The sequence below is a fragment of the Magnetospira thiophila genome (assembly GCF_054657015.1).
Map to the genome: position 1 here is coordinate 1093653 of NZ_BAAHXF010000002.1, position 25948 is coordinate 1119600.

The window sequence follows — 25948 nt, forward strand, 5'->3', positions numbered from 1 at the left end:
GCGCCCCCCGGCGTTTTTCAACCAACAGGACTTTCGTTCATGAAACTTACTTTTTCCCCTCGCCGGTGGGTTATGTCGGCTGTCCTTTCCGCAGCATTGTTCTGTTTAAATGGCCTCGCCCAGGCTCAACAGGTCCTGGTCACCGTAGCTGGTCACGAATTGACCACCGATGACCTGGAGCGGACCATTCACAGTTCGGATTTTGCCGCCTCGTTTCCATCCATGGACCCGGATGATCAGGCGGCCTTGCGCGGCGACATGCTCAAACGACTGGTCGCCGGTTTGCTGTTGCGGCTGGAAGCCGAAAGCCAAGGGCTAGACCAAGATCCTGCCTATCTGGCTGAGGCAGAAGACCACCAGCGCGGCCTGCTGTATCGGGCCTATATGGATCGGCTGCGGGCCAACATCCGCATTCCGGAAGACAAAATGGCCCGCCTGATCGAGTCCACAAAGGACGACCCGGAAGCCCTTGAACCGGCCAAGTCCGTCTATATCAGTTCCCAGTACAAGGTCATGCGCGCCCTCGCCTTACAGACCCTCAAGGAGCGCCGCCATCTGGTGCTGCATGATGACCTGTTACAACTGGACACGCTCCCCGAAACCGTGCTGGCCGAAGCCGACGGGTTGACGCTACGCCTCTCCGATATCCTCGGTGATTCGCCGATGAAAACCGAGGATGACCTGCGCTTGCTGCGCGACCGGTTGTACGACCGTATTGAATTGGAACTCATTGTCGGGGCGGCTGAAGCGGAACACCTGGATGTGAGCCGGGACATGGAGACTTTCCGCCAAGAACGTCTCCCGGCGCTGCTGCGCGAGCGCCTGGAAGCCCAATGGATCAATGACGAGGTTCTCCTCGACGCCTTCAAAGCCCATCCCGAAGTCAGCTATGTTCCGGAAATTCGCCATGTGGCGCAGGTCGTGCTGGCGACCCCGCAAGAGGCTGAGGCTCTCCGCGCCCGTGTCTTGGCCGGGGAAAGCCTTTATGTGCTGGCCGGTCAATATTCCATCGACCCGGTGGGCCGTCACAACAACGGTGACATGGGCTGGCAAAAAGAAGGCACCGCCATGCCGGAAATCGAGGCGGCACTCCAGGGGCTTGCCGATGGCGAGGTGAGCCCGGTCATCGCCACCCCGCTCGGCTATCATTTGGTGGCGATTTATGGTCGCAAGAAGTCACAGACTCGCAGCTTCGACGTGGTCTCCGACCGCTTGCGTCAAATGATCGGACAAGAGCGCTTGACGGCCTTCGTCAATCAGTTGAGCACTAAATTTCCTGTCCAATGGACTCTGCCTATGGGGCAGCCATGAGGTCTTCAGGACGCATAGCACTGCTCCTGGGGATGATGCTCTTTGGGTCGGCCCAGGCGGCCAATATTGCTCCTGTCAATGCCTGGGAGATCCCGTCTGCCCCCCTGCCCGATCTCAGTGGTCAAACCCACGAGGTCGCGGAATGGAAAGGCAAGATCATTCTGCTCAATTTCTTCGCCACTTGGTGCCTGCCCTGTCAGGTCGAAATCGCCGACCTGAAACGTTGGCAGAAAGCCCATGGCAAGTCGGGCCTTCAAGTGATCGGAATCTCGCTTGATGAAACCCGCAAGATTCGCAATTTCGTCCGTTCCCTTGAGATTTCGTATCCGGTTCTGGTGGCCGGACCGGGGGGCACCGCTCTGATGGCCCTATGGGGTAACAGACTGGGGGAGGTGCCTTACACCGTCATCATTGCCCCAGACGGCAACGTCCCTTATGTCTCTCAAGGGGCGTTCAGCGCTGCGGCATTTGATCGCTATGTGGTCCCCCTGCTTCAAAAATAGCCAGGTGCCCTCCGTTTGACGTTGGTTGAAGAAAGTGGCCTGATCGGCGATGATTTGGCAACAAATGCGCTTGCCCCTTGATTCGTTTAACCTTGGAAGGCTGAAGCTCCCATGCTCAAAAAAATTCTGTCCATCGTCACCTTGTGTGCGCTGCTGGCTTTCACCGCATCGGCCAGCACCACTGTTGCGCCCAATGGTGGCGGGATACTCCAGGAAATCGAGGCCCTGGAAGCCCAGGGGGATCTGGCCACGGCGCTGATCAAGCTTCGCAATGCCATCCGCGACCATCCGGACGATTCGGACCTGCGTCTGGCCTTCGGTCGCATCTTGTTGAATCAGGGCAACATCCCGCACGCCGAAACGGCCTTCACCCAGGCCCGCGACAAGGGATATGCGGCGGACGAAATTTTGTATTGGATGGCGAAAACCAAACTGGCCCAGGGCGACTTGCTGTGGATCGCCAAGGAGGCCCAACTTCAGGACCATTTCTCCAGCGACCTCAAGGCCCGGATGCATGCCTTGCGCGGACAGGCGCTGGTAGGCCGTCAGATGATCGACGAGGCGCGCACTGAAATCGGTGCCGCTCTGAAGTTGGCTCCCGACCTGCCGGACGTAATCCTGGCCCAGGCTCGGCTGGACATGGCGACCGGCAAGCAAAAGCAGGGCGAGACCCGCATCGACGATCTGCTCACCCGCGACCCCCACAATGTCGACGCCCTGCTTATCAAGGCTGCGTTGCTGAAACAACGCAAAGACATGAAAGGCGCGCTGGAAATTCAAGACCGGGCCATCGCTTTGCGCCCCAATGGGGTCTCCCTGCGACTGGATCGGGCGACCACCCTGCTGGCGCTGGACCGTTCCCAGGAGGCGGACGAGGAAATCGGTCTGGTCCTGGCCAACATCCCGGAACATCCCCTGGCCCGGCTCCTGCGCGCCCAGCGACTGAGTCAGCAAAAGAAGACCAAGGAAGCCTGGGAATTTCTGCTGCCGGTCATGCCGCACTTGCAGAGCTTTACACCGGCCAATCTGTTGGCCGCCGCCTTGACCCTTGAACAGGACCAGTTGCAACAGGCCCGGACCTATCTCGATGCCGTGCTCAAGGATGAACCCGAGAATGCGGCCGCCCTGCGCCTGATGGCCGAATATCACCTGCGCTCCAAGGCCTTCGACAAGGCGGTGCCGCTGCTCGAAAAAATCCAAGCAGAATCCCCCGATGATCCGATGATCCTGGCCCGTCTGGCCACCGCCTATGGAGCCACCGGTAAAACGGCGGAAGCTGCGGCGTTGTTCGAGCAAGCCTCGGCGCTCGATCCGGAAAATCAGGCTCTCAAATTGCGCCTGGGCATGGCGCATATGGCGGAGGGCGACAGTCAGGCGGCGGAAGACACCCTGATTCAACTGTCCGATGACCCGACCACCGGGCCGCAGGCCGCCTCCGCCCTGGCCATGATTCACATGCGCAAGGGGGATTGGCCCGCGGCCCTGGCGGCGGCGGAAAGCTATCAAAAGCAGATGCCTGACTCGCCCCTGCCGGAACTCCTGATGTCGCGCATTTATCAGGCCAAGGGGGATGACGCGGCAGCCCTGAAGCATTTGCTGGCCGCCCGCGAGATCGACCCGGCCTTTCAACAGGCGGCATTCGAACTGGCCGCCCGCTACCGCAAGGACAAGCAGACGGAAAAGGAAGCGGCGATTTATGAGGAATTGCTGCGACTGGACCCGAAGAACGTCCGCGCCCTGCTCGGACAGATCACCCTGGCGGCCACTCGGGGCGAGAACACCGAGGCCCTGCATCTGGCCAAACGGGCCTCGGCCATGGCCCCGGATTCGGTGCTGGTTGGCAAAATCTATACGGATCTGCTGATCAAAACCGGCGACAAGAAAGAGGCCCTGGCCGTGGCCGAGCGCCTCGTGGCCGCAGCCTCAAAGTCCCCGGAGGCCTATGTTCTGTTGTCGCGCATTCATTTCGACATGGGCGACCTGGACGGCGGCATCGCGGCCCTGCGCAAGACCAAAGCGCTCACGGAACAGGCGCCCGCAGTGCATTTGAAAATGGTTGAAGCCCTGAACAAGGACGACAAGTCCGATGCGGCCCGCAAGCTGTTGGAGGAAACGGTCCAGATCTTCCCCGATCTGCTGCCCGCCTGGGTCCAGTTGCTTGCCGATGAACAAACCAAAACCGACCTGGAGGGGGCCATCGCCCTGGCGCGCAAGGCCGAATCGATTCTCGGCGGCGGTCGGGCGCTGGCCGAGCTGTTGGTCGGCGATCTTTATTTCCGCAACAAGGACCCCCAGGCGGCCCTCACCCACTATCAGGAGGGATTCAAGGAGACCCCCTCGACCCGTCTGGCGGTGCGCGTGGCCCAGGCCCTGGCTGTGACGGGAACTTCCGATCAGGCGAAGGATTTCCTGGGAACTTGGTTGGCCGAGCATCCCGACGACACGACCGCCCGCATGTCCCTGGCCAATTTCCTGTTGCAAGAAAAGGATGAGGCGGCGGCCATCAGCCAATACGAACAGGTGCTGACGCATGACCCAAAGGCCATTATCGCCCTCAACAATCTGGCCTATCTGGCGGGCAAGTCCGACCCTCAGAAAGGCCTCGTCGCCGCCCGTCAGGCTTGGGGGCTGATGAAAAACAATCCGCAGCCCTCCATTGCCGATACCTACGGCTGGCTGCTGGTACGGGTGGGAGAGGTGGAGAAAGGATTGCCATTGCTGGAATTCGCCGCCACCAAGGATGAGAGCAAGGACCCCACGACCCAGTTCCACTTCGCCTCGGCGCTGGCCCAGTCGGGTCAGAACGACCGCGCGGCGGAAATCCTGCGGCCGGTCCTGGAAAAGACCTTCCCGGAACAGGCCGAGGCCAAGGCGCTTTTCGGAAAACTGACCGCGAAGTAACGGCTCTCAGACTCCAGGGTCCGGGTTCAGCGCCGGGAGCTTGCCACCGCCCTTGCGGGTCAGTCGCGCCCTCAGGGCGCGCCAGGGACGCGGGCGGATTTGATGGGTAAAGTCCCGTTTCCAGGTCTCGAAATCCGTCATCGGTCGAGGGCTGAACAGCGACGATTCAAGTTGATGCAGCAACGCCGCCAGACGTTCTGGGTCGCTACCCGGATGCATGTCGGCCAACTGGGCGGCCAGGGGAGCCATGGGCTTGTGGGCCGAAATGCCCAGCCGCTTTTCGAGCAGGAAGCGGAAGACGGTTGTCCAATCCTCCGGATCGGGCTCGATGGCGGCGACGCGGACACAGAACCACAGCCGCAGGGAACGCGGCAACAGGTCGGCCAGATAATGGCGGGCGATCTGTGGGCAACGGCGCAGCGAGACCTTACCCGCCGTTTCCTGCCATACTTCGCGCACCGGCTCCACCGCGACCACCACCCGCTCACCGGCGGCCCGCCGGGTTCTGACCAGGGCACGGCCCAGAAATCCCCTGAAGAGCCTGTCGTCGAGCTCCCGCAGGCCGTTCCATATTCTGCGCCAGCTCAAACCGGCGACGAAACCGACGGCGATCAATACGACCCAATACAGGCGAGGATCAATGTCGGTGGCAAAAAACAGAATGTCGCTGACACCGGGAATGCGGCGGGACGACCCCACCTCTCCGGCAACCAATAGATGGCGGGCCGGAATGATCGAGACTTCCTTGCGCCGCTTGTCCACATTCCACCAGGACAGGCTGATCTCCGGAATCACCATCTCGCCGCGCCGTTGCGGGACCAGGGTAAAGCGGTCTGTGCGCTTACCGATCAGACGGTTGTCGTCCGAAATGCTCGCCTCGAAAGCAGTGGATTCTCGATAGAGCTGATGATGCTCGGACTTCAGTTGCTTCTCCAGCGAGGGAAGCTGCGCCCCGGCCATGCCGACGGCCTGCTGCTCGATGATCAGGGTCAGGGGCCGCCCTTCATCCACCAAATCGTCGTCTTGCAGGCGGGCACTCAAGGCCAATTGATGCAGCGGCAGCCAGGGCCTGACGCGGTCGTCCGGCGGCTCGATCTGGAGCACCAGATGGGCCGCCGTCGCGGTCTCGAAAGGACGTCCGCCGGAGAGTTCCCCGGATACCTTGATCACCCCCAGGTCCTGCTGTCCCGGGCGCATGGGGATCATGTGATACTGGCGCTCGTTGATAATCCGCCGTCGCCCGCCGCGAGTCTCCGCCCTTGCACTGGGAGTGCCGATTTCACGGAAAATCACCGCGTCGGAGTGCGGCATCTCGATGGACAGGGTGTCCAGATTGTCGTCGCTGATAATTTCCACCACCGCCACCAGTCCCTGATGCACATAGGCCTGGGTGGCTTCGAGTTTTATTTTGACACTCGGAGGCGTGGTCGGCGCCTGCTGCGCCGGGGCGGCACCGGGAGCCTGACCGTAGGGCCAGCCTGCGCCACCGGGATAGCCTTGCTGCGGCATGCCATACCATTGCGGCTGGGTCGGGATGGCACCGGGCGGCCCCCAGGGACCGGACTGGGCCAGGACCGGCAACCCGGTCAGCAGAACCCACAGCGCCAGACCCACTCCGGCGAGCATCCAGGAGTTACCAGGGGCGCGGTTCATAAAGCGGTCCTCCCTGTGCGTTGGGGCGTGTCTGACGGTATTCCTCCATCATGAAGCGATTGTGCAGCAGCATCGCCGGATCGCCCTCAATGGAATTCAGCCACTGGCTGACCAATTGCGTGTAGCCGGAATCGGGTCCCTGCGCTGCCCCTTCAGGATCGGGCAGCCCGGTCTCTCCCTCCTCGCCCGGCTTCTGTCCCCGTCCCATTTGATCGAAACGGCTGACCGCCTCGATATCCTGTGACGGGGTTTGCGGGGTCTCCGGCTCTTTGCTCCCGGCGTTGCCCAGTTGCGCCGTGTCACGGCTTTTCTTGCCGTCCTTCTGGTCCTTATCGCCCGCTTCGGAGGGATGATCCTCGGGTGCCTTCTCCTGCTGGGCGTCGCCCTTGGACTCGTCGTCCCGGGGCTCGTCCTTGCCCCCCTGGCTCTCCGGGTCCTGAGTACTGTCCTTGTCGCCGCGGCGATCCTTTTCCTGATCGCCTCCGGACGATTTTTCATCTTTCTGTTCGGATTGTTGATCGCCAGAGTCTTTCTTCTCCGGGGACTCTTGGTCGCCGTCGGATTTTTGCTCCTCGGATTGCTGGTCACCGGAGGATTGATCTTCCTCGGACTTTTGATCCCCGGCGGATTGTTGTTCCTCCGATTGCTGATCGCCTGAGGACTTTTGCTCTTCGGATTGCTGGTCACCCGAAGATTGCTGCTCATCAGACTTCTGATCACCGGAAGACTGTTGTTCCTCTGATTTCTGATCCCCTGAGGATTGCTGCTCCTCCGATTGTTGATCACCGGATGATTTCTGTTCCTCGGACTCCTGCTTGCCGCCCTGCTCCTGCTCTTCCGATTCCTGTTCGCCGCCCTGTTTCTGCTCTTCCGATTCCTGCTTGCCGTCCTGCTCTTTTTTTTCAGAGTCCTGGTCGCCACTTTGGTCCTTTTTCTCGGACTCTTCTTCCTTCTTCCCGTCGTCCTTCTTTTCCTCTTTTTGGCCCTCGTCCTTTTTATCCTCTTTCTTTTCTTCCTCCTCTTGTTTCTTGGAGGGATCGACCTGGGCCAGCAAGGCGCGCGCCAAACTGCGATTGTAGGAAGCATCCTCGTGCTCCGGGGCGACGTCCAGCACCGCGTCGAAGGCCTCAATGGCGGCCTCGAATTTCCCCTGAACCAGTCGGGTGTTTCCTAGGTTATACAGGGCATCGGCCTTGACCTCCTGCCGCTCCACGTGGGCGAATGCCTCCTCCGCCTCGTCGTAGCGCTCGGCCTTGAATAGCGACACTCCCTTGCGATAGCTGTCCTCGAAGGTCTCCGCCGCCGCATCGTAGTGCCCCTCATGGAACAGCCGGGCGGCTTCCTGCTCCTGGTTCTCGAACGGTGCCCCCTGCGCATCCGTGACAGAGGCCAGCAGCAACAAACCGATCAGCAGTGCCCCGCACTTCATGAGCGATCCCCCCGACGGGCATTGGATCGCCGCAACCGAAACAAAGGCATCGCCAGCAGCAAAGCCGCGGCGGCCGGCCAATAGAAACGTTCGTTCCACATGCGGACGGTTTGACCTTCGACCCGTTCCGCTTGGGCATCGGCCTCCACGGCGGACAACAAATCGGTGGTATCGGTATTGCGGAATCCGGCGGCACGGTAAAGGCCATCGCCGATTTGCGCCAGTTGCCGCAACTCCGCTTCGCCTAGTTTGCTGATGATCGCCTCACCGCCCCGATAATGTAAGGGCTGCCCGCCCGGAGTCAGTACCGGAGCCCCCTCCGGGGTGCCGATGCCCAGGGCATGAATGTGGATTCCCTCATCGGCCAGTTCCTGGGCCGTGGTCAGGCCGTTGTCATCGGAAAAATCCCCATCGCTGATCAGCAGGATATGGTGGCTGCTTTTCTTGGGGTAGCCGGACAGCATCTGTTGGGCGCGCAACAACGCCTCGCCGAGGCGGCTTCCCTTGAGTTGTACCAAATCCGTGGTGAGCGCCGGAAGTTGTCGCAACAACGCAGCACCATCCTCGGTCAGCGGTGAAACCACATGCGGCAGGCTGGCGAAGGCGATGAGACCGATCCGCGCATGGCGGTTCTGACTGATCAGGTCTTCGATTTCCTGGCGGGCACGGGCCAGTCGGGACGGGGCCACGTCGGTCGCGTCCATGGAGGCCGAGAGATCCAACAGCACCACCAGATCAATGCCGGAGCGGAATAACTGGCGATCCTCGAAGCCCCAACGGGGTCCGGCCATGGCCCCCACCGACAAGACCCAGAGCAGCACCCAGGGCCACAGACGCTGCCAACCGCCGCGCCCCTCGCGCTGTTGAGTGCCGAGCAGGAAGGGCAGCAGATTCTTATCCGCATAGGCCGCATAACGCCCCGGATTGTCCAGATTGGCGCTCAACCGCAGCCACAACCAGACGAGGCCAGGCACCAACAACAAAACCAGCCACAGGGGGTCGGCGAAATGGAATCCGGTTTCACTCATGGCGCGTCCCCACTCTCATCGACCATCGGGGCAACCGGATACGGCCCTCGGGAAACAGGCCGAGGAGCAATGCCGCCAACAGCGCCACGGCCAGGGGCACCTGATGCAGGGAATGGGGAATCAAGACCGAGCGGGATTCCACCAAAGACTTTTCGAGGCGACCGATCTGGGCATAGATTTCTTCCAGGGCATGGGTGTTGGTGGCCCGGAAATAGGCCCCGCCGGACAGCCGGGCCACGTCGCGCAACGTCCCTTCATCAAGTCCCAAATCGTCGCGCCGGACCACTTGGCCTTCCTCGAAAATTTCGACCGTTTTTTCGTCACTGCCCACGCCAAGGACATAGACCCGGATGTTTTCATGGGCCGCCATGCGGGCCGCCTCCAGAGGCGGAATGGTCCCCGCAGAATTGTCCCCGTCGGCCACCAGAATGAGCACCCGGGAGCCCTTCGGGCGATCCCGCAACTTGAGCACGCCCAACCCGATGGCGTCCCCCATGGCGGTGCCTTGCCCGGCGATATTGGGGGCCACGGCGGCCAGTTGATTGCGCACCGCCTCGATATCGAAAGTCAGCGGCGCGATGGTGTAGGCCTGCGACCCGAACACAATGAGCCCGATCCGGTCGCCGGTGCGGTCGGTGATGAATTGATCGACCACCCCCTTGAGCACCGCCATCCGCGTGACCTGCCGCCCCTCGACGGAAAAGTCTAACGCTTCCATGGAATGGGAGGCATCAATGGCCATCATCAAATCATAACCCTTGGCCCGGGTTTCCGTGTGCTGCTCCACCCATTGCGGCCGCATAAGGGTCATCACCAGGGCCGTCCACAGCACCCACGAAAGCCGGGTATGCCAGGGACCACGGGCCGAAACAAACCGCGTTCGGCTGCCGAATCCATCGCCGATCCGGTCGAGCGAGGGATGCAGCAACGTCTGCTGACGGATGGCGTCTTCGACCGCCGCCTCGCCGCCCCGATGTCCGGTCATCGGCCAGAACAACCGCACCAGCACGGGGACCAGCATCAGCACAATCAGCCAGGGCCAATGAAACTCAAACCCCATCCCGACCTCCGCAGTCCGCAGATCCGAAGACCGGAGAGGCGATCCAGGCCCGGGTTGCCGCGACCACCGCCCGCAAATCGCCGATCAGATGCCCCTCGGTCACCTTGCCGGGCGGCGCGTAGGGGAGATCGACCAACAGGGTTCGATAGTTGCCCCAAGGAAAATTTTGCGGATCGTGGTCACGCAACCAAGCCAGCCAGGCTTCCCCCTGCAGACCGGCGCAGGCCTCGCGACCGCAGCGGGCAATGGCGATCCGGCGCAGCAGTTCAGACAAGGCGACCGCCAGTTGCTTGGGATCGTCACGCTTGATTCTCTTTTCCAGGGCCGTCAGCTGGCGCAACGCATCGGCACGCCATTTTTCCTGCAACAGACGCAGCCAGTGGCGATAGCGACGCCGGGCATAGAGTACAAACACCACGGCCAGGACCCCGCCGCCCAGCAACAGCCACCAACCCAGGGCCAGCGGCCAGACGCTTACCGGATCGAGACCCCGGATATCCTGCATGCGATGAAGGATCATGTCCGGGTTCACAGCATCCTCCGCGAGCGGGCCCGCCTGCGCAGCCCGTTCATCAACGACAGATGCACGTCCTCCACAGTGGTCACCGGAATGACCGCGATGCCCAGGGAGTTGGCCAGTTGGTTCAGCCCCTCCCGGCGCTGTTCCCAAGCTTCCTGATAGGCCCGTCGTCCGGCGGCGTCATGGGTATCCACTTCCAGCAGGTCCCCTTCGATTCCGCGAAACAACACCCGCCCCATGTCCGGCAACTCGCGTTCCACCGGATCGTCCACCGGCACCAGCACCACGGAATGTTTTTGTACCAATTGGACCAATCTGTTTTCCAGTCCCGGCACCTCGCGATTGAAATCGCCGATGACGAAAATCACCGCCCCGGTCCCGGCCCCCCGCTCGGCCCGCACCAGCACCTGATCAAGGCAACTGTCGCAGCTTTCCGGGATGGCCTGGGCGCGGGCCAGTTCGTGCAGTAGCCGCCACAGGGAGCGGCGGTCCTTGGTCGGACGAAAATGCACCATGCCGTTGTCCGGATTGCCAAATAGAATGCCGCCGACCCGGTCATGCAGTCCATTGGCGGCCCAGCCCAGCAGGGCGGCGGCGCGGGCGGCCTGATGGGACTTGAAGGTTTTGCGGGTGCCGAAATACATATGCGGCCCCTGATCGACACAGAGCACGACGCTCCGTTCGCGTTCCTCCCGATAGACCTTGAGATGCGGCTTGTTGGTCCGCGCGGTGACTTTCCAATCCATGTTGCGGATATCATCGCCTTCGCGGTATTCGCGCACTTCCTCGAAGTTCAGGCCCTGACCGCGAAACACCGAGGCGTAGGCCCCCATGAAGGCGCTGTTGACCAGATGGTGCGACGCCATGCCCATGGTATGGGCCTCGTGGCGCAGTTCGAGCAGTTCATCGACCCGAGGAAAAACCGCTTCCTGATCGGTCGTTTTCACGTTCATGGGATGGCCACCAGCTCCAATAGCCGTTCGACAAAACGATCCGTCACGATCCCCTCGGCCTCGGCCTCGAAACTGAGGGCCAGACGATGACGCAGGATATCCGGGGCCACCCGTTGAATATGCTCCGGCGTGACGAATTCATCCCCTTGCAGCCAGGCCGCCGCCCGGGCGCAGCGGGCCAGAGCAATGGACGCGCGCGGCGAGGCCCCGAAGCGGCACCAGCGCGCCAGATCCTTGTCATACACACCCGGGTTGCGGGTCGCCTGAACCAGATCGACCACGTATTGCAAAAGCTTAGGGTCCAGATACAGTTCCGCCGCCGCCTTGCGCATGGCGAACAGGGCCTTCTGGGTGACCACCGATTTGGGCGGCGTCGGTTTGCCGACCTGTAAGCTGCTATCCAATTCGACGATTTTCAGTTCCTCTTCGCGGGTCGGATATTCCACCTGCACCTGCATCAGGAAGCGGTCGAGCTGGGCTTCCGGCAGATGGTAGGTGCCCTCCTGCTCGATGGGATTTTGGGTCGCCAGCACCATGAACAACTGCGGCAATTTATAGGTAGTCTGTCCGACGGTAATCTGCCGCTCGGCCATCGCCTCCAGCAGCGCCGACTGCACCTTGGCCGGGGCCCGGTTGACTTCATCGGCGAGCAGAATGTTGTGGAACAAAGGGCCTTCGCGGAACTCGAACTCGCCCCGGTCATGACGATAGATATCAGTGCCGACCAGATCCGACGGCAACAGGTCCGGAGTAAACTGAACCCGGTGGAAGTCCCCTTCCAGAGCTTCGGAAAGGGCATTAACCGCCGTGGTCTTGGCCAATCCCGGCAGCCCCTCGACCAGCAGATGCCCCTCGCTGAGCAGACAAATCAGCATGCTATCCACCAGCTTACGCTGGCCGATGACCCGGGTCGCGATATGCGAACGGACGGATTCCAGATCTTTCATGTTATTTAATTCACTCCCCTTGCGAGCGTCTTTCCGGCGCTCGTTCCGCACGCCTTTAGGAGCGCACGCTCTCGACTCTCCCCGTTGGTTCCGGGGGAGTCCATTGCAACGACCATGATTTCATTGGGCCACAAGCGCAAGAAAAATCGCAAAAACGGATCAAGGACAAGGATAAGGCCAAATCCGCAATGTCTCGGACGGAACGGACGTCCCCCCGGCTTTCAGATGGGGCACCGTCACCCCCTTGTGGTCCGAAGGCAGGGCCGCCAGGGAGGGTGAATCGTAAGGGCCTTCAAGTCGATAGAAGGCATTGGGGTCCATGAAGTAGCTCTCCTTGGGGATCACCACCTCGCCATCATGGGACCATTCGGGCACGGCACTGTAGAGGATGGCGAAATGCAGCGCAACACGTCGCTCTCTGCGCCCCATCTTGCCGGTATTGGCGGTCTTGCCGATGGGGTCGCCCCGATGCACCTCCGTGCCGACGGGCAACGGCGACATCTCCTGCAAATGGGTGTATTGGGAATAGGTCCAAAACGGCAGGCCGGTCTGTTCCGGCCGATGACGCAGCATGACCTCGATGCCCTTGCGGTTGCCGTCATTGGCGAAACGCCCCACGACAATCCCGTCGGCCACCGCCAGGATTGGCGTCCCCCGGGGTTGTGGGATATCCACACCCTTGTGCAGGGCGGGCTTTGGACGCTTGCCGGAATAGTCGATGGCCCATTTCTCGCTGTCGATTTGCGGACAGCTCGCACCGTTGGCAAAAATCGGGTACAGCCCGGTTTCAATCACCCCGCGCGCCTGCTGGACCGCCACATTCTCGGCACCGCTTCCACCGTTGTATTTTCCGACCATCCGGCGGATGTCCTCGGTGATGTCTTCCGGCGGGACAAATCCTTCCAGGGCCGGACATTCCGGACAGGGCTCGGCGACCCCCGGCGCGGCCCAGAGCAGACACAGAAAAACGGTCATTATGCGAAGCGGCATCGGGGACCTCACTTATTGAAGTCGGTTTCCTCGGGCGGCAGATCGTCGAGATCATCGGCAGTGGAAGCCTCGCCCGCCGCATCGCCTTCCTCGTCCCGTTTGCGCTCGATCAGTTGCGCCGACAGAATGGAAATTTCGTACAGCAGCATGGTCGGCACCGCCAGCATGACCTGACTGATCACGTCCGGCGGCGTCAGGATGGCCGCCGCGATGAAGGCGAACACAATGGCATACTTGCGCTTTTCACGCATGCCTTTGGAGGTGATCATGCCGACCCGCGCCAGCAGGGTCATCACCACCGGCAGCTCAAAACACAGCCCGAAGGCAAAAATCAGCCCCATTACCAGGGACAGGTATTCGTTGACCTTGGCCTCCAACTGGATGGCCATGCCACCGTCAACACCGGCCGTCTGGAACCCCAAAAAGAATTTCCAGGCCATGGGAAAGACGAAGTAATAAGCCATCGCCCCGCCGAGGAAAAACAAGATGGGCGTGGCGACCAGAAATGGCAGAAAGGCCCGCCGCTCATGCTTGTAGAGCCCCGGTGCCACGAATTTCCAAAACTCCATGGCAAACAGCGGAAAGCCCAAAAACAGCGCGGCAAAAAAACCGACCTTGATATAAGTGAAAAACGCCTCGTGCAGCGCCGTATAGATCAGCCGCTGCGAACCGCCCTGTTTGTGCACTACATCGGCCAGCGGCTGCACCAGAAACTGATAGATATGCGGCGCGAAGTAATAGCAGACGAAGAACACCAGGATGAACGCGACAAAGCTGCGCAGCAACCGGGAGCGCAACTCGATCAGATGCTCCATGATCGGCATCTTGGTTTCTTCGACGGGTTCGATCATTTCCCCGGCTCCGGCTTGGCCGGTTCGGGCAATTTGGCCGGTTGCGGCAGGTCTACGTCGGGGCCGATTTCCGCCACGTCATCCTGTGGGTTCATCTCGGCCACCGCCTGACGGGTCTTGTCGTCCATCTCAAATTTTTTGGCAACATCCCCCTGCGGATCGATCATATCCTCGATCCGGCCCTTGAGGTCCGTGTGTCCCGCCGCCGTCACCTGATTCTTGATATCGTCCAGTTCCGCCTCGCGAATCACGTCGCCGACCGAGGTCCGGAACTCGCCGATCAGTCCGCGCGCCTTCTTGATCACCTCGGACACGGTGCGCAGGACTTTCGGAATCTCCTTCGGGCCGACCACGATCAGGGTCAGCACCGCAACCAGGAACATTTCCTGCCAGCCCAAATCAAACATGTTCTGCGGACCCGGAGTATGAGGCGGTCATGGAGGCGAAAGGGAGGGCGTCCGGCTCAAGCGCCCGACGTCTTATCCTTCTCTTTGGAAGTCGCGGCGACCTTTTCGGTCGGCTCGTTTTCGATCGCCGGAGGGGTGGTCGGAGCGCTGTCGGCGCCGTCGTCCTTCATGCCCTTCTTGAAAGAGTTCAGGCCCTTGCCCAAATCTCCCATGAGCGCCGAGATCTTGCCCTTGCCGCCGAAAAGAACCAGAACGACGGCCAGCACGATCAACCAGTGCCAGATGCTGAAAGTACCCATATGATGTTCTCTATCCCGCTATGGAGTTTGCGTTGGGCGGATAATGGCCGAAAATGCCGCCGACCGCAACGGGCGCGGCACCCCGATCCCGGTTAAATTCAATCGAAGCTGTCCGGGTCGAGCGGTTCGGGCAGGTCCAGATCCAATTCCGGCTCCCGCTCGTCCCCAGCGGCCAACGCCCCGCGCTCGCCATAAGCCTGGATCGCCGGGCGACTGTCCAGCAATCCCGCCGCTTTCAATTCCTCGATCCCCGGCAGGTCGCCGACCCGCTCCAGGCCGAAATGATCCAGAAAGGCATCGGTGGTGCCCCAGGTCACCGGGCGACCGGGAGTCTGACGGCGGCCCTTGGGCGCGATCCACCCGGCTTCCAGCAACAAATCCAGGGTGCCCTTGCTGAGGGAAACACCGCGAATCTCCTCGATTTCGGCCCGGGTCACCGGCTGGTGGTAGGCGATGATGGCCAGAGTCTCCACCGCTGCCCGTGAGGGCTTGCGCAGGGATTCCGTTTCCATGTTCAGCCGTCCGGCCAAATCCGGCGCGGTGCGAAAAGCCCAGGTTCGCCCGGCCTGCACCAGTCGCACCCCCCGGTCGGCGTAATGACCCTGCAAGGTGGTCAACAGTTCTTTCAGATTGGCATCATCGGGCAGGCGCAGGGCCAATGTTTTCTCAGCCAGCGGTTCCGCCGAGGCGAACAGCACCGCTTCCAGCAGTCGCAGATACTCGCCCAGCGCCTCAGCCATGGGAGCCCCCCTTCTTTTCCTGCCCCGCCCGCAGCGCGCGGCGGATCTGGATATCGCCATAGGTTTCCGTCTGCCGCAATTCCAATTGTCCCTCCTTGGCCAATTCGAGGCTGGCGACGAAGGTGGCGGCCACCGCCGAGCGGTGCAACAGCGGATCGCGCAATCCTTCCGGCAGGAAATTGGCCAGGGTCTGCCAATCGGGCACCAGATCGCCCATCAGTTTGCGCAGGCGTTCCAAAGCCGCTTCCACGGAGTAGAGTTCCACCGGCGTGATATGCAGGGTGCCGCCGATTTCCTCGCGCCGTTTATGGTCCGCATAGGCCTTGAGGAGGTCATAGAGGGTCAGGTCATAGACCGCCGTCACATCGTTGGACAGATCTTCCGGCATGCCACGGGCGAAAAAATCCTCACCCAGACGGGGCCGGGCCATCATCCGCACCCCGGCCTCCTGCATGGATTCCAGGCGCTGCAATTGGAATTGCAGGGCAGCCGCCATTTCCTCGCCCGACGGCTCGGCCTCCCCCGGCGGCGCGGGCAGCAGCAGCCGCGACTTCAAATAGGCCAGCCAGGCCGCCATCACCAGATAATCCGCCGCCAGTTCCAGATTGGCGCGGCGCATTTCGGTGATCCAGCGCAGGTACTGTTCGGCCAGATTCAAGATGGAAATATGGATCAGATCGACCTTCTGGTCGCGGGCCAGGGTCAGCAGCACATCCAGCGGCCCTTCGAAGCCCTCCAGATCGAGCACCAGATCAAAGCCGCGCGGCCCCTCGGATTCCCGGCGCAGATCGCCCTGCTCGAAATCGTCCATGCCGTCAGCCCCCAAATCCGGCCAGCACCTTGACCACTTCCATCAACATATCCGCCGGGACCTTCACCAGCCACCAGAAGATATTCAGCTCGACGCCCAGTTGCTGACCGACCCACGGCAACAAAAACAGCATCGCCAGCAAAATGAAAATGCCGTAGCGCTCCAACCGCGCCAACGGCATGGCCAACGGCGCGGGCAGCAGGCCGACGGCCACTCGCCCGCCATCCAGCGGCGGCAGCGGAATCATGTTGAACACACAGAGCAACAGATTGATATAAATCGCCGCCTGAAGATTCATGAACACCCAGATCATCGCCTCTCCCGGCAGCAGCGGAACCGCATGCATGAGCAACGCCGCCCCATAGGCGAGCAGGATGTTGGTCACCGGTCCGGCCAGGGCGACCAGGATCATGTCGCGCCGGGGGTTATGCAGGCGGGAAAAATTGACCGGCACTGGTTTCGCTGCCCCGAACATGAGCTGACCATTGGAGCCATAGAGCAACAAGGCGGGCAGCAGAATGGTGCCGAACAGGTCAATATGTTTCAACGGGTTGAAGGTCACCCGGCCCATGCGCTTGGCCGTATCGTCGCCCAGTTTCCAGGCCACCCAGCCATGCGCCGCCTCGTGCAGGGTCACCGCCAGCAGGATCGGAACGGTCCAGATGGCGGCCAGTTCCAGGATATGGTCCATCAGTTCAGGCCTCCAGAACGGACAGGAGGTCATCCCGCCGCGCCAGGACGGCGGCCACATCCAGGGTATCGGCGGTGCCGCGCCGGGCCTCGGCGGCCCGCACACGCCGCCAGCCGTCCCGATCCAGGGGCCGCGCCCCGCCAGCAGTCGCCTTCATTTCCGCCATATCGCCATTGCAATGCAGGATCAAATCGCATCCGGCAGCCAGCACATCCCGCGAGCGATTGGAGAAACTGCCGCGCAGGGCCTTCATGCTCAGATCATCGGATACCAGCACGCCATCAAAACCCATATGCACCCGGATGATCTCGTGCACCACCCGCAGGGAGCAAGACGCCGGTGCCGCCGGGTCCAGATCCGTATAGACCACATGGGCGCTCATCATCCAGGGCATGTCGGCCAGCGCCTTGAACGGAACAAAGTCGGTGGCTTTCAGTTCGGCAATGGACTCATGGACCACCGGCAGCTTCAGGTGACTGTCCACCGGTGCCCGGCCATGTCCCGGCACATGTTTGAGCACCGGCAGCACGCCCCCCGCCAAAAACCCTTCGCAGGCCGCCCGGCCCAGTTCAATGACCATTGCCGGATCGTTGCCGAATGCCCGGTCGCCGATCACCGGATCGGCGGAATCGGTGGGCAGGTCGAGCACCGGGGCGCAATTGACCGTCACCCCCAGGTCCAACAGCTCCTGGGCCAGCAACCGGGCGTTCAAGAACGTCGCCTCGCGGGCCTTGTCCAGATTCCGGCGCGCCAAGTCCCCAAAAACCGCAGCGGGCGGCGAAACGCGCCAATGGGGAGGCTTGAGACGGGCCACCCGCCCGCCTTCCTGATCAATCAGTACCGGCGCATCCTCCCGTCCCACCGTAGCGCGCAGGTCGGCGACCAGGTGGCGGATTTGGTCGGGGGACTGGCAATTACGGGCAAACAAAATGAACCCCAGCGGATCGACCTCGCTGAAGAACGCCCGTTCGTCGGCCGATAGCTGCGCACCGGCACAGCCGAACAACACCGCCAACGGCGGCCGGGAAGGCATATCAGGGACGGACAACGAGGCACCCCACTTTACGTTCATCCAGCTTGGCACAGAGCGCCTTGGCCGCCTCGGCATCGGCCAGCGGCCCGCCGCGCACCCGGTAATAGACCCCCTTGGCTCCCAGGTCGGCGCGCTCGATATCCAGGGAAAGCCCGCCCAACAAGTCCTTGTGCTTGCGTTGCAGATTTTCCCAGGCTTGCAGCGCCTTGGCCCGATCCCGCAAGGCCGCCACCTGCACCTGATAGACCTGGCCCATCGGAGTTGGCTTGGCCACCGGGGGGGGCGGAGGTGTCGGTTTCGGTTCCGGCTTGGGTTCAGGTTTGGGTTCGGGTTTGGGCTCCGGCTTGGGTTCGGGTTTGGGCTCCGGAGCAACCGGAGCGATCAGCGGTTCGACTTTTTCTTCCGGCACCACGGCCATTGGCTTCAGGGGCGTCGGGGCCGACGGGGCCGGGGGCGGCAAGGGCACCGTCTCCTCGACCGGACGCGGGGCCGGGACCGGCGGCGGCAAGGGCGTTTCCGGCGGCGGCAGCAAATGCTCCGCCTTGGGGGCTTCCCCATTGTCGCCGACCCGGTTGTACACCAGTTTGTCCTGATTGGGCACATCCAGCCCGCCCGGCGAATCGGGGCGCACCTTGGCCGGGCCTTCCGGGGCCGTGACCAGCGGCACCTGTCCGGAGCCATCAATGTCGATCGCCCCCTGACTGAGGGCCAGCCAAGCCCCACCGCCGGCCAACAGAGCCAGCACCGACAACACACCGACACGTTTTCCCCAGGGCGAGCGCCGGGCGGTCAAGGAGTCCATGTCGGGCAGGTTCGGGAGCCGATCATCGGACCAACCGCCTTCCAATTGCGGTTCGACCCGCGGCCCTTTGTTTCTGCCCAAACCAAACATCTCAGCGCATCTCCTCAAGCGGCGTCACGCCAAATACCTGCAATCCAGAAGCGACCACCGTCGCCACGCCCTGCAACAGGGCCAGCCGCGCCCGAGTCTGTCCGGGGTCCTCCGGGTTGAGAAACCGCAGGCTGGCCTCCACATTGCCCTTGGTCCACAGGGTATGAAATTGCGACGCCAAATCATAGAGGTAATAGGCCACCCGATGGGGCTCATGGGCCTCGGCGGCGGCCTCCACCTGACGCGGCCAGACGGCCAGGGTGCGGATCAGCGCCAATTCATCGACACTGGCCAGAGGCGACAGGTCGGCCTCGGCCAGCGCGGCCGGAGTCAGATCCAGATCCGGGAACATCTCGGCGGCGGCCCGGCGCACCGAATGACAGCGGGCATGGGCGTATTGCACGTAAAACACCGGATTGTCTTTTGACTGCTCTGTCACCTTGACCAGATCGAAATCCAGGTGGGCATCGTTCTTGCGGGTCAGCATGATGAACCGCACCACGTCCCGGCCCACCTCGTCGATGACCTCGCGCAGGGTGACAAAAGTTCCGGCGCGCTTGGACATTTTCACCGGTTGGCCGTTGCTCATCAGGTTGACCATCTGGCAGAGCTTGACATCCAGGTCCCCGGCTCCGCCGGTCAGCGCTTTGACCGCCGCCTGCATCCGCTTGACGTAGCCCCCGTGGTCGGCCCCCCAGACGTCGATCATATGGGAAAAGCCGCGATCCACCTTGTCCTTGTGATAGGCCATGTCGGTGGCGAAATAAGTCCAGGTGCCGTCGGATTTCTTCAGCGGGCGGTCCACGTCATCGCCGAATTGCGAGGCCCTGAACAGATACAGCGGCACCGGTTCCCAGTCCTCGGGGGTCTTGCCCTTGGGCGGCTCCAGCACGCCGGTATAGGCCAGTTCCCGTTGCTCAAGGAACTGCGCCGCGGCATCCACCGCCCCGGATTCGACCAGCCCGCGCTCCGAGGTAAAGGTGGCAAACGTCACCCCCAAGGCCGCCAGATCGTCCCGGATCAGCGCCATCATCTCATCGACCGCATATAACCGCAGCGCGGGCAACCATTGCGCCTCATCCGCCATTGCCCATTTGTCACCGTCGCGCTGGGCCAGGGCCTCGGCCACCGGCACCAGATAATCCCCGCCGTAGACCACCTCTCCAGCCGCGCGGGCGGCCTCGAAATCAGCCTCGGTCTTTTGTCCCAGGGCAATCAGGTAGCGGAAATGCAGGGCACGGGCCAGGGCGTCCACCTGCGCTCCGGCGTCGTTGATGTAATACTCGCGGGTCACATCGTATCCCGCCTTGGCCAGCAACGCCGCCAGCACGTCGCCGACCACCGCGCCGCGTCCGTGGCCCACATGCATGGGGCCGGTGGGATTGGCCGAAACATATTCCACGTTGACCTTGCGGCCCTGCCCGAGATCCGAATCCCCAAAGGCCGGACCATAACGCAACAGATCCCCCAATTGGTCGCGCCAAAAATCCTCACCCAGCCGCAGATTGATGAACCCCGGCCCGGCAATGTCGGTGGCGATCACCTCATCCAGTTGCCCCAAACGTTCGGCGATGATGGCGGCTAGGTCACGCGGCTTCATGCCGACCGTCTTGGACAACACCAGGGCGGCGTTGGTGCTGATATCCCCATGCGCCGGATCGCGCGGCGGTTCCACCGACAGCCGGGAGAGATCGAGCCCCGTGGGCAACACCCCCTCGGTAGCCAATTGGGTCAAAATGGCGGTCACTTGATCGGTAAAAGTCCGGAAAAGATTCATGAAGTCCTTGCCTGCACGTCGAAAAGAATTTGATGTTCATCCAGCGCCGCCCGGTCGGTCATCCCGGCGATATAATCCATCACCACCAGGGCGGTTTCCGGACTGCCCGGCGCGCCGACCGTTTTCTGCCAATCGGTGGGCAGGCAGTTGGGCTCGGCCAGCAGCAGGACTGCCAGTTGCTGCACCACCCGCCGCGCCTTGCTGACCATGCGGTTGACCTTGTAATGCCTGTACATGTTTTCGAAAAGAAACTTCTTCAGCGCCGCGTCGTTGCGCGCCATCTGCTCGGAAAAGCCGGCCACCGGGGCCGATTGGTTGCGGATGTCGTCTGGATGGCCCGGTTTCAGGTCGGCAATCCGCCCGCCGGTCTCGGTCAGCAGATCATGCACCATCAGCCCGATCAGCCGCCGCACCGCTTCGTGCACCTTGCGCGACCAGTCGATGCCCGGAAATTCCTTTTCGACCAGCGCGAACACCGGCCCGACCAGCGGCACGTCGGCCAGATCCTCGATGGTGAAGAGTCCGGCCCGCAAGCCGTCGTCGATATCGTGATTGTTGTAGGCCACATCATCGGCCAGCGAGGCAATCTGCGCTTCCGCTCCGGCGTAGCTGCGCAGTTCCAGATCGTGATCGGCGCAATAACTCTGAATGACTTCCGGGATCGGCTTGCCCTTGGTCGGGCGACCGTCGGCCTTCATCAGGGGGCCGTTGTGCTTGACCACCCCTTCCAGGGTCTCCCAGGTGAGATTGAGGCCGTCGAACCCGGCATAGCGCCGCTCCAGCGCCGTCACCACCTTCAATGACTGGGCATTGTGATCGAAGCCGCCGAACGGTGTCATAATCTCTTGTAAGGCATCCTCTCCGGCATGACCGAACGGCGGATGCCCCAGATCATGGGCCAGCGCCAGGGCCTCCCCCAGATCCTCGTTGAGCGACAGGGAGCGACAGACCGAACGGGCAATCTGCGACACCTCCAAGCTGTGGGTCAGCCGGGTGCGAAAGAAGTCGCCCTCGTGATTGACGAACACCTGGGTCTTGTATTCGAGACGCCGGAAAGCCGCCGAATGAATGATGCGGTCCCGGTCGCGCTGAAAACAGGTGCGGGTCTCGCTCTCCGGCTCGGCAAACAGACGCCCCCGGCTATCCTCCGGGCGGCAGGCATAGGGCGCGAGCTTGAACATTCGAGACATGGCGGGACCCTACTCGCAAGGACGATCAGGAGCAATGATTAGCCTGCGGAAATTGACAATTGATGAAACAGCCCCAAATATGAGCCAGAGATCATATCCCCTGCCCTTTCGAGGTCCCGACCCATGTCCGAGCAACCGACCGTCACCATCACCGACAATGCCGCCAAGCGCATCGCCCAACTCATTGAAATGGAGGGCGACCGGAACATGGCCCTGCGCCTGTCCATTTCCGGTGGCGGCTGCGCCGGGTTTTCCTATGGCTTCAGCCTCGACAAGGAAACCCATGACGACGACGTGGCCTTCGAGCATGGCGGCGTCAGGGTGCTGATCGACGAAACCTCCCTCGGCCTGCTCGACGGCTCGGAAATTGATTTCGTGCAGGACCTGATGGGCGCCTCGTTCCAGGTCAAGAACCCCAACGCCACCTCCACCTGCGGCTGCGGCACATCGTTCGGGGTCTGACGCGCCCCGCAACCGCCCCCTTCCGACCTCGCGGGGGGGTTCAAAAAATCATCATTGATTGTGGTCTGGAGGGTGCTGCCTGGATGGCCTATGGTCTGGGGGATCAGGGGGCGGAGAGTCGTTGCCCTGGGCCTGTAATCTTCGCAAGGAGGCAGCCTTGGCGACGGAAATCGAACGCAAGTTTTTGATTTCGAATGAGGGCTGGCGGGCGCTGGCGGAGGGTGTCCTGTACCGTCAGGGCTATCTGTCGACGGACAAGGAACGCACGGTGCGGGTGCGCACCGTCGGAAGCAAAGGATTTCTGACCATCAAAGGGATCACCGTTGGCATGTCCCGCACCGAGTTCGAATATGAAATCCCGGTCGACGAGGCCAACGCCATGCTGGATGCCCTGTGCCAACAGCCGATCATCGAAAAACGGCGCTACAAGATTCCCCTCGACGGATTGGTCTGGGAAGTGGATGAATTCTCCGGGGTGAATGCCGGGCTGATCGTCGCCGAAGTGGAACTGGACTCCGAGGATCAGCAGTTCACCAAACCCGACTGGATCGGCACCGAAGTGAGTGGCGACTTCCGGTATTACAATGCCAACCTGATTGCCGCTCCCTTTAGCACTTGGTGAGCGTCTTCAGTCTCACCGGGAAATTATCAGCCAATATTCCGCAGCAAGATCATCCCCAAGGCGCTATCATGGCCGCCTGAAAAAAACGAATCCGCATCGAAAGGTTCCCGCCTCCATGAAGCTCGTGGTCTTCGATTGCGATGGCACGCTGGTCGATAGCCAGGGAGCTATCATCGCGGCCATGGCCACCGCCTTCGCCGATCATGAATTGCCGGAACCCGATGCCGGCAAGGTCCGTCGCATGGTCGGGCTGCCGCTGACCGAAGCCATTGCCCGGCTGCATCGCGAAGGAACGGCGGAACTCTGGGGTGACATTGGAGAATCCTATAAACAGGCCTTCGCCGCCCAGCGCGAGGCCGGCGCGGTGGAGGAACCACTGTATCCGGGCACCCTTGAGGTTCTGGACCACCTGCAAGAGGCGGGCTATCTGCTTGGCGTGGCGACCGGAAAATCCATGCGCGGACTGGTCAGCACCCTGGCTACCCACGATCTGGCAAAGCGCTTCGTCACCTTGCAGACGGCCGACCTGTGTCCCGGCAAACCGGCGCCTGACATGCTCTACCGCGCCATGGACGAAACCGGCGCGCGCCCAGAAAACACGGTCATGCTGGGCGATACCACTTACGACATTCACATGGCACGCAATGCCGGAGTCGTGGCCTTGGGCGTCGCCTGGGGCTATCATGAACCCACGGAATTAATGGAAGCCGGTGCCGCTCGTGTTTTCGAGCATTTCGGGCAGGTGCCGACGGCCCTCCGTCAATTAGGAGAGAAACGCAAATGAAAAAGCTACTGATCGGCCTTGTTGGTCTGGTGGTGGTCCTGGTGATCGCCGTCGTGGTCGTGCTCAAGAGCATGGATTTCAACCAGTACAAGGGCATGATCGCCGAGCAGGCCAAGGCTGCCACCGGTCGCGACCTGATGATTTCCGGCGATATCGAGGTCGGGATCTCGCTCACCCCCTCGTTGATGGTCGAGGGCGTCTCCCTGTCCAATGCCGAATGGGGCTCGCGCCAGGAGATGGTCACCCTGCGGCGGGTCGAGGCGCAGGTCTCCCTGCTGCCGCTGCTGACCGGCACGGTGGACGTGCAGCGTTTCATCCTCAAGGACGTGGATGCGTTGCTGGAAACCGATAAAAAAGGCAACGGCAACTGGACCTTCACCGCCGCCGAACCGGCCAAGGCCGAAGAGGCGTCCGAGGGACCGGCGGCCCTGCCGGTGATCCGCGAAGTGGTGCTGGAAAACGTCAAGCTGACCTACCATGACGGCATGACCGGCAAGACCACCACCGCCGTTGTTCAAAGCCTGACCGCCCATGCGGATTCGGCGGATAGCCCACTGGCCTTCGCCCTGCGTCTGGACTTCAATGGCGCGCCGATTACCGTCGAGGGTCAGATCGGCTCGTTGGCCGCCGCCATGGCCGGAGATCAGCCGTTTCCGGTCAATATCGCCGCCGAGGCGTTCGCGGCCGTGGCCACGGTGAACGGTACCATCGCCAGGTTGCACGAGGCCAAGGGGCTGGACCTGACCCTACAGACCAAAGTCGCCAGCCTCACCGACAGCTTCGCTGCCGCCCAGGCCGCCCTGCCGGAGTTGAAGGACATCGCGCCGCCGCCGCCCACCGGCATCGACCTGACTGTCCAGGCCAAGGATATCGACGGCGGCTATGCGCTGGAGAATCTGAGTCTGAAGGCCGGCAAGACCGACCTGAACGGAAGCGTCACCGCCTTGTTGGGGGATATTCCCAGCATCACCGCGCGGCTGACCTCCAACCTGGTCGATACCTCCGACTTCACCGGCCCGGCCTCGGAGAGCGCCGCGACCGCCCCGGCAGAAAAGAAAACCGACGGCGACAAGGCGCAAAAGGTGTTCTCGTCCGACCCCCTGCCGCTGGACGGTCTCAAAGCGGTCAATGCCGACGTGACCTTCAAGGGCCAGAAGGTGGTCGCCGACAAGATGGTGATCGAGAATATTGATCTGGCGCTGATCCTGAAAAACGGCAAACTGACCGTTACCCCGCTCAATGCCGACATTTTCGGCGGCAAGGTGGCCGGATCGGTGGTGTTGGACGGCTCCTCGGGCAAAACAGCAAACCTCAATACCGACCTCAAGATTGCCAAGCTGATGACCGGAACCATGGCCTCGACTCTGGCTGGGCAGGACCTGATCAAGGGCGCACCGACCGACGTGACGATCAAATTGACCGGAGCCGGAGGTTCGGTGGCGGCGCTGATGGGCAGTCTCAACGGCCAACTGCTGGTCGACGTGGGCCAGGGCACCATTGACAATGCGTTGATTGATCTGGCAGGCGGTAATCTGCTGACTAACCTGCTGCCGACCCTGACCGGCGAGAAAAAGGACTCCAAGCTGGCCTGTGCCGTAATCAACGCCAAGATCACCAACGGACTGGCCAAACTGAGCAAGGGGATCGCCGTCGAAACCTCCGAACAGACCATTCAGGGGGATGGCGAAATCAACCTGAAAACCGAGGAGTTGGATATCAGCATCAATCCGCAGATGAAGGACGCCGTCGGCGTCGGCGCGGGCGGCGTGGCCAAATTGGTCAAACTGAGCGGCACGTTGGCGAATCCCGGAGTCGGTATTGATGAAAAGGGCGTCGCCAAGACCGCAGGCAAGGCGGTGCTCGGCGTCGCCACCGGCGGTTTGAGCATCATTGGTGAAAAACTGCTCGATGCTTCCGGCGTGATGGACGAAGAAGGGGCCGATTATCCCTGTCTGGTGGCGCTGGGCAAGCCGATCCCCAAGACCGAGAAAAAAGCCGAACCTGCCCCAGCCCAAACCGAACCCAAGAAGGAAGAGGGTCTCGGTGGGGCGCTCAAGGGTTTGTTCGGCAATTGATATGCGGGAGGCGATCCTG

25 protein-coding genes are annotated in these 25948 nt (G+C 61.9%); 7 read left to right on the forward strand and 18 right to left on the reverse strand.

The features are described 5' to 3' along the window. Positions 1 to 39 precede the first annotated feature (39 nt). From ACYQ1P_RS14955 to prsT, 3 genes are all read left to right on the forward strand, one after another. Positions 40 to 1311: a peptidylprolyl isomerase gene (locus ACYQ1P_RS14955; RefSeq protein WP_460021140.1), complete on the forward strand. Its 1272-nt coding sequence runs from the start codon at positions 40 to 42 to the stop codon at positions 1309 to 1311. After that, positions 1308 to 1814, forward strand: a complete 507-nt coding sequence (locus tag ACYQ1P_RS14960) for a TlpA family protein disulfide reductase (protein WP_460021141.1) — start codon at positions 1308 to 1310, stop codon at positions 1812 to 1814. The genes ACYQ1P_RS14955 and ACYQ1P_RS14960 overlap by 4 nt, the downstream gene beginning before the upstream one ends. A gap of 111 nt (positions 1815 to 1925) precedes the next feature. Further along, positions 1926 to 4715 carry an XrtA/PEP-CTERM system TPR-repeat protein PrsT gene (gene prsT / locus ACYQ1P_RS14965; RefSeq protein WP_460021142.1) on the forward strand — a complete coding sequence of 930 codons (2790 nt, stop codon included), beginning with the start codon at positions 1926 to 1928 and terminating at the stop codon, positions 4713 to 4715. Positions 4716 to 4721: 6 nt separating this feature from the next. Here prsT and ACYQ1P_RS14970 read toward each other — a convergent pair whose 3' ends face one another. The 18 genes from ACYQ1P_RS14970 to ACYQ1P_RS15055 all read right to left on the reverse strand — a co-directional run bounded on the left by ACYQ1P_RS14970 (position 4722) and on the right by ACYQ1P_RS15055 (position 21986). Then, the gene (locus tag ACYQ1P_RS14970) at positions 4722 to 6368 is read right to left on the reverse strand and encodes a hypothetical protein (protein ID WP_460021143.1); all 1647 of its coding nucleotides are present in this window, start codon (positions 6366 to 6368) and stop codon (positions 4722 to 4724) included. After that, a complete protein-coding gene (locus ACYQ1P_RS14975) occupies positions 6349 to 7797 on the reverse strand; it encodes a tetratricopeptide repeat protein (RefSeq protein ID WP_460021144.1) in 1449 nt (482 codons plus the stop codon). Before ACYQ1P_RS14975 ends, ACYQ1P_RS14970 begins: the two co-directional genes overlap by 20 nt. After that, positions 7794 to 8825, reverse strand: a complete 1032-nt coding sequence (locus ACYQ1P_RS14980) for a vWA domain-containing protein (RefSeq protein WP_460021145.1) — start codon at positions 8823 to 8825, stop codon at positions 7794 to 7796. Before ACYQ1P_RS14980 ends, ACYQ1P_RS14975 begins: the two co-directional genes overlap by 4 nt. Then, a complete protein-coding gene (locus ACYQ1P_RS14985) occupies positions 8818 to 9885 on the reverse strand; it encodes a VWA domain-containing protein (RefSeq protein ID WP_460021146.1) in 1068 nt (355 codons plus the stop codon). The genes ACYQ1P_RS14980 and ACYQ1P_RS14985 overlap by 8 nt, the downstream gene beginning before the upstream one ends. Continuing rightward, positions 9875 to 10405, reverse strand: a complete 531-nt coding sequence (locus tag ACYQ1P_RS14990) for a DUF4381 domain-containing protein (protein ID WP_460021147.1) — start codon at positions 10403 to 10405, stop codon at positions 9875 to 9877. The genes ACYQ1P_RS14985 and ACYQ1P_RS14990 overlap by 11 nt, the downstream gene beginning before the upstream one ends. Before the next feature lie 8 nt (positions 10406 to 10413). Next, complete coding sequence (locus ACYQ1P_RS14995) at positions 10414 to 11358, reverse strand: DUF58 domain-containing protein (RefSeq protein ID WP_460021148.1); 945 nt, start codon at positions 11356 to 11358, stop codon at positions 10414 to 10416. Further along, positions 11355 to 12305 carry an AAA family ATPase gene (locus ACYQ1P_RS15000; protein WP_460021149.1) on the reverse strand — a complete coding sequence of 317 codons (951 nt, stop codon included), beginning with the start codon at positions 12303 to 12305 and terminating at the stop codon, positions 11355 to 11357. Before ACYQ1P_RS15000 ends, ACYQ1P_RS14995 begins: the two co-directional genes overlap by 4 nt. 159 nt (positions 12306 to 12464) lie before the next feature. After that, on the reverse strand, positions 12465 to 13295 hold the full coding sequence (locus ACYQ1P_RS15005; RefSeq protein ID WP_460021150.1) for a M23 family metallopeptidase: 831 nt from the start codon (positions 13293 to 13295) through the stop codon (positions 12465 to 12467). An 8-nt stretch (positions 13296 to 13303) separates the two neighbouring features. Then, positions 13304 to 14146 (reverse strand): twin-arginine translocase subunit TatC, encoded by an 843-nt coding sequence (tatC, locus tag ACYQ1P_RS15010; protein ID WP_460021151.1) that lies wholly within the window; start codon positions 14144 to 14146, stop codon positions 13304 to 13306. Then, positions 14143 to 14553, reverse strand: a complete 411-nt coding sequence (gene tatB, locus ACYQ1P_RS15015; protein ID WP_460021152.1) for a Sec-independent protein translocase protein TatB — start codon at positions 14551 to 14553, stop codon at positions 14143 to 14145. The genes tatC and tatB overlap by 4 nt, the downstream gene beginning before the upstream one ends. Positions 14554 to 14609: 56 nt before the next feature. Further along, complete coding sequence (locus tag ACYQ1P_RS15020) at positions 14610 to 14852, reverse strand: twin-arginine translocase TatA/TatE family subunit (protein ID WP_460021153.1); 243 nt, start codon at positions 14850 to 14852, stop codon at positions 14610 to 14612. A gap of 98 nt (positions 14853 to 14950) precedes the next feature. Then, positions 14951 to 15592 carry an SMC-Scp complex subunit ScpB gene (gene scpB, locus ACYQ1P_RS15025; RefSeq protein ID WP_460021154.1) on the reverse strand — a complete coding sequence of 214 codons (642 nt, stop codon included), beginning with the start codon at positions 15590 to 15592 and terminating at the stop codon, positions 14951 to 14953. Continuing rightward, the gene (locus ACYQ1P_RS15030; protein WP_460021155.1) at positions 15585 to 16403 is read right to left on the reverse strand and encodes a segregation and condensation protein A; all 819 of its coding nucleotides are present in this window, start codon (positions 16401 to 16403) and stop codon (positions 15585 to 15587) included. Before ACYQ1P_RS15030 ends, scpB begins: the two co-directional genes overlap by 8 nt. Positions 16404 to 16407: 4 nt before the next feature. Further along, positions 16408 to 17094 carry a site-2 protease family protein gene (locus tag ACYQ1P_RS15035; RefSeq protein ID WP_460021156.1) on the reverse strand — a complete coding sequence of 229 codons (687 nt, stop codon included), beginning with the start codon at positions 17092 to 17094 and terminating at the stop codon, positions 16408 to 16410. 4 nt (positions 17095 to 17098) lie between these two features. After that, a complete protein-coding gene (gene nagZ, locus ACYQ1P_RS15040) occupies positions 17099 to 18142 on the reverse strand; it encodes a beta-N-acetylhexosaminidase (protein ID WP_460021157.1) in 1044 nt (347 codons plus the stop codon). Continuing rightward, complete coding sequence (locus ACYQ1P_RS15045) at positions 18129 to 19019, reverse strand: SPOR domain-containing protein (RefSeq protein WP_460021158.1); 891 nt, start codon at positions 19017 to 19019, stop codon at positions 18129 to 18131. The genes nagZ and ACYQ1P_RS15045 overlap by 14 nt, the downstream gene beginning before the upstream one ends. 1 nt (position 19020) lies before the next feature. Beyond that, positions 19021 to 20796 carry an arginine--tRNA ligase gene (gene argS, locus ACYQ1P_RS15050; RefSeq protein ID WP_460021159.1) on the reverse strand — a complete coding sequence of 592 codons (1776 nt, stop codon included), beginning with the start codon at positions 20794 to 20796 and terminating at the stop codon, positions 19021 to 19023. After that, complete coding sequence (locus ACYQ1P_RS15055) at positions 20793 to 21986, reverse strand: deoxyguanosinetriphosphate triphosphohydrolase (protein WP_460021160.1); 1194 nt, start codon at positions 21984 to 21986, stop codon at positions 20793 to 20795. Before ACYQ1P_RS15055 ends, argS begins: the two co-directional genes overlap by 4 nt. Positions 21987 to 22109: 123 nt before the next feature. On the opposite strand from ACYQ1P_RS15055, the gene erpA reads away from it, so the two are divergent. The 4 genes from erpA (at position 22110) to ACYQ1P_RS15075 (ending at position 25929) form a co-directional block, all read left to right on the forward strand. Then, on the forward strand, positions 22110 to 22448 hold the full coding sequence (erpA, locus tag ACYQ1P_RS15060; RefSeq protein WP_460021161.1) for an iron-sulfur cluster insertion protein ErpA: 339 nt from the start codon (positions 22110 to 22112) through the stop codon (positions 22446 to 22448). 157 nt (positions 22449 to 22605) lie between these two features. Continuing rightward, on the forward strand, positions 22606 to 23070 hold the full coding sequence (locus tag ACYQ1P_RS15065) for a CYTH domain-containing protein (RefSeq protein WP_460021162.1): 465 nt from the start codon (positions 22606 to 22608) through the stop codon (positions 23068 to 23070). Between the two features lie 115 nt (positions 23071 to 23185). Then, positions 23186 to 23854, forward strand: a complete 669-nt coding sequence (locus tag ACYQ1P_RS15070) for an HAD-IA family hydrolase (RefSeq protein ID WP_460021163.1) — start codon at positions 23186 to 23188, stop codon at positions 23852 to 23854. Beyond that, positions 23851 to 25929 (forward strand): AsmA family protein, encoded by a 2079-nt coding sequence (locus tag ACYQ1P_RS15075; protein ID WP_460021164.1) that lies wholly within the window; start codon positions 23851 to 23853, stop codon positions 25927 to 25929. The genes ACYQ1P_RS15070 and ACYQ1P_RS15075 overlap by 4 nt, the downstream gene beginning before the upstream one ends. Positions 25930 to 25948: the final 19 nt, after the last annotated feature.

Excerpts from the sequence above, each read along its gene's own strand:
- ACYQ1P_RS14975 (WP_460021144.1), bottom strand. The coding sequence starts at position 7,797 with ATGAAGTGCGGGGCACTGCTGATCGGTTTGTTGCTGCTGGCCTCTGTC.
- ACYQ1P_RS15070 (WP_460021163.1), top strand. The coding sequence starts at position 23,186 with ATGAAGCTCGTGGTCTTCGATTGCGATGGCACGCTGGTCGATAGCCAG.
- ACYQ1P_RS14990 (WP_460021147.1), bottom strand. The coding sequence starts at position 10,405 with ATGATCCTTCATCGCATGCAGGATATCCGGGGTCTCGATCCGGTAAGC.
- ACYQ1P_RS14985 (WP_460021146.1), bottom strand. The coding sequence starts at position 9,885 with ATGGGGTTTGAGTTTCATTGGCCCTGGCTGATTGTGCTGATGCTGGTC.
- ACYQ1P_RS15035 (WP_460021156.1), bottom strand. The coding sequence starts at position 17,094 with ATGGACCATATCCTGGAACTGGCCGCCATCTGGACCGTTCCGATCCTG.
- tatB (WP_460021152.1), bottom strand. The coding sequence starts at position 14,553 with ATGTTTGATTTGGGCTGGCAGGAAATGTTCCTGGTTGCGGTGCTGACC.
- argS (WP_460021159.1), bottom strand. The coding sequence starts at position 20,796 with ATGAATCTTTTCCGGACTTTTACCGATCAAGTGACCGCCATTTTGACC.
- erpA (WP_460021161.1), top strand. The coding sequence starts at position 22,110 with ATGTCCGAGCAACCGACCGTCACCATCACCGACAATGCCGCCAAGCGC.
- ACYQ1P_RS15055 (WP_460021160.1), bottom strand. The coding sequence starts at position 21,986 with ATGTCTCGAATGTTCAAGCTCGCGCCCTATGCCTGCCGCCCGGAGGAT.
- ACYQ1P_RS15075 (WP_460021164.1), top strand. The coding sequence starts at position 23,851 with ATGAAAAAGCTACTGATCGGCCTTGTTGGTCTGGTGGTGGTCCTGGTG.
- ACYQ1P_RS14980 (WP_460021145.1), bottom strand. The coding sequence starts at position 8,825 with ATGAGTGAAACCGGATTCCATTTCGCCGACCCCCTGTGGCTGGTTTTG.
- ACYQ1P_RS14970 (WP_460021143.1), bottom strand. The coding sequence starts at position 6,368 with ATGAACCGCGCCCCTGGTAACTCCTGGATGCTCGCCGGAGTGGGTCTG.
- scpB (WP_460021154.1), bottom strand. The coding sequence starts at position 15,592 with ATGGCTGAGGCGCTGGGCGAGTATCTGCGACTGCTGGAAGCGGTGCTG.
- ACYQ1P_RS14955 (WP_460021140.1), top strand. The coding sequence starts at position 40 with ATGAAACTTACTTTTTCCCCTCGCCGGTGGGTTATGTCGGCTGTCCTT.
- ACYQ1P_RS14960 (WP_460021141.1), top strand. The coding sequence starts at position 1,308 with ATGAGGTCTTCAGGACGCATAGCACTGCTCCTGGGGATGATGCTCTTT.
- ACYQ1P_RS15030 (WP_460021155.1), bottom strand. The coding sequence starts at position 16,403 with ATGGACGATTTCGAGCAGGGCGATCTGCGCCGGGAATCCGAGGGGCCG.
- tatC (WP_460021151.1), bottom strand. The coding sequence starts at position 14,146 with ATGATCGAACCCGTCGAAGAAACCAAGATGCCGATCATGGAGCATCTG.
- ACYQ1P_RS15045 (WP_460021158.1), bottom strand. The coding sequence starts at position 19,019 with ATGTTTGGTTTGGGCAGAAACAAAGGGCCGCGGGTCGAACCGCAATTG.
- ACYQ1P_RS15005 (WP_460021150.1), bottom strand. The coding sequence starts at position 13,295 with ATGCCGCTTCGCATAATGACCGTTTTTCTGTGTCTGCTCTGGGCCGCG.
- ACYQ1P_RS15000 (WP_460021149.1), bottom strand. The coding sequence starts at position 12,305 with ATGAAAGATCTGGAATCCGTCCGTTCGCATATCGCGACCCGGGTCATC.
- prsT (WP_460021142.1), top strand. The coding sequence starts at position 1,926 with ATGCTCAAAAAAATTCTGTCCATCGTCACCTTGTGTGCGCTGCTGGCT.
- ACYQ1P_RS15020 (WP_460021153.1), bottom strand. The coding sequence starts at position 14,852 with ATGGGTACTTTCAGCATCTGGCACTGGTTGATCGTGCTGGCCGTCGTT.
- ACYQ1P_RS14995 (WP_460021148.1), bottom strand. The coding sequence starts at position 11,358 with ATGAACGTGAAAACGACCGATCAGGAAGCGGTTTTTCCTCGGGTCGAT.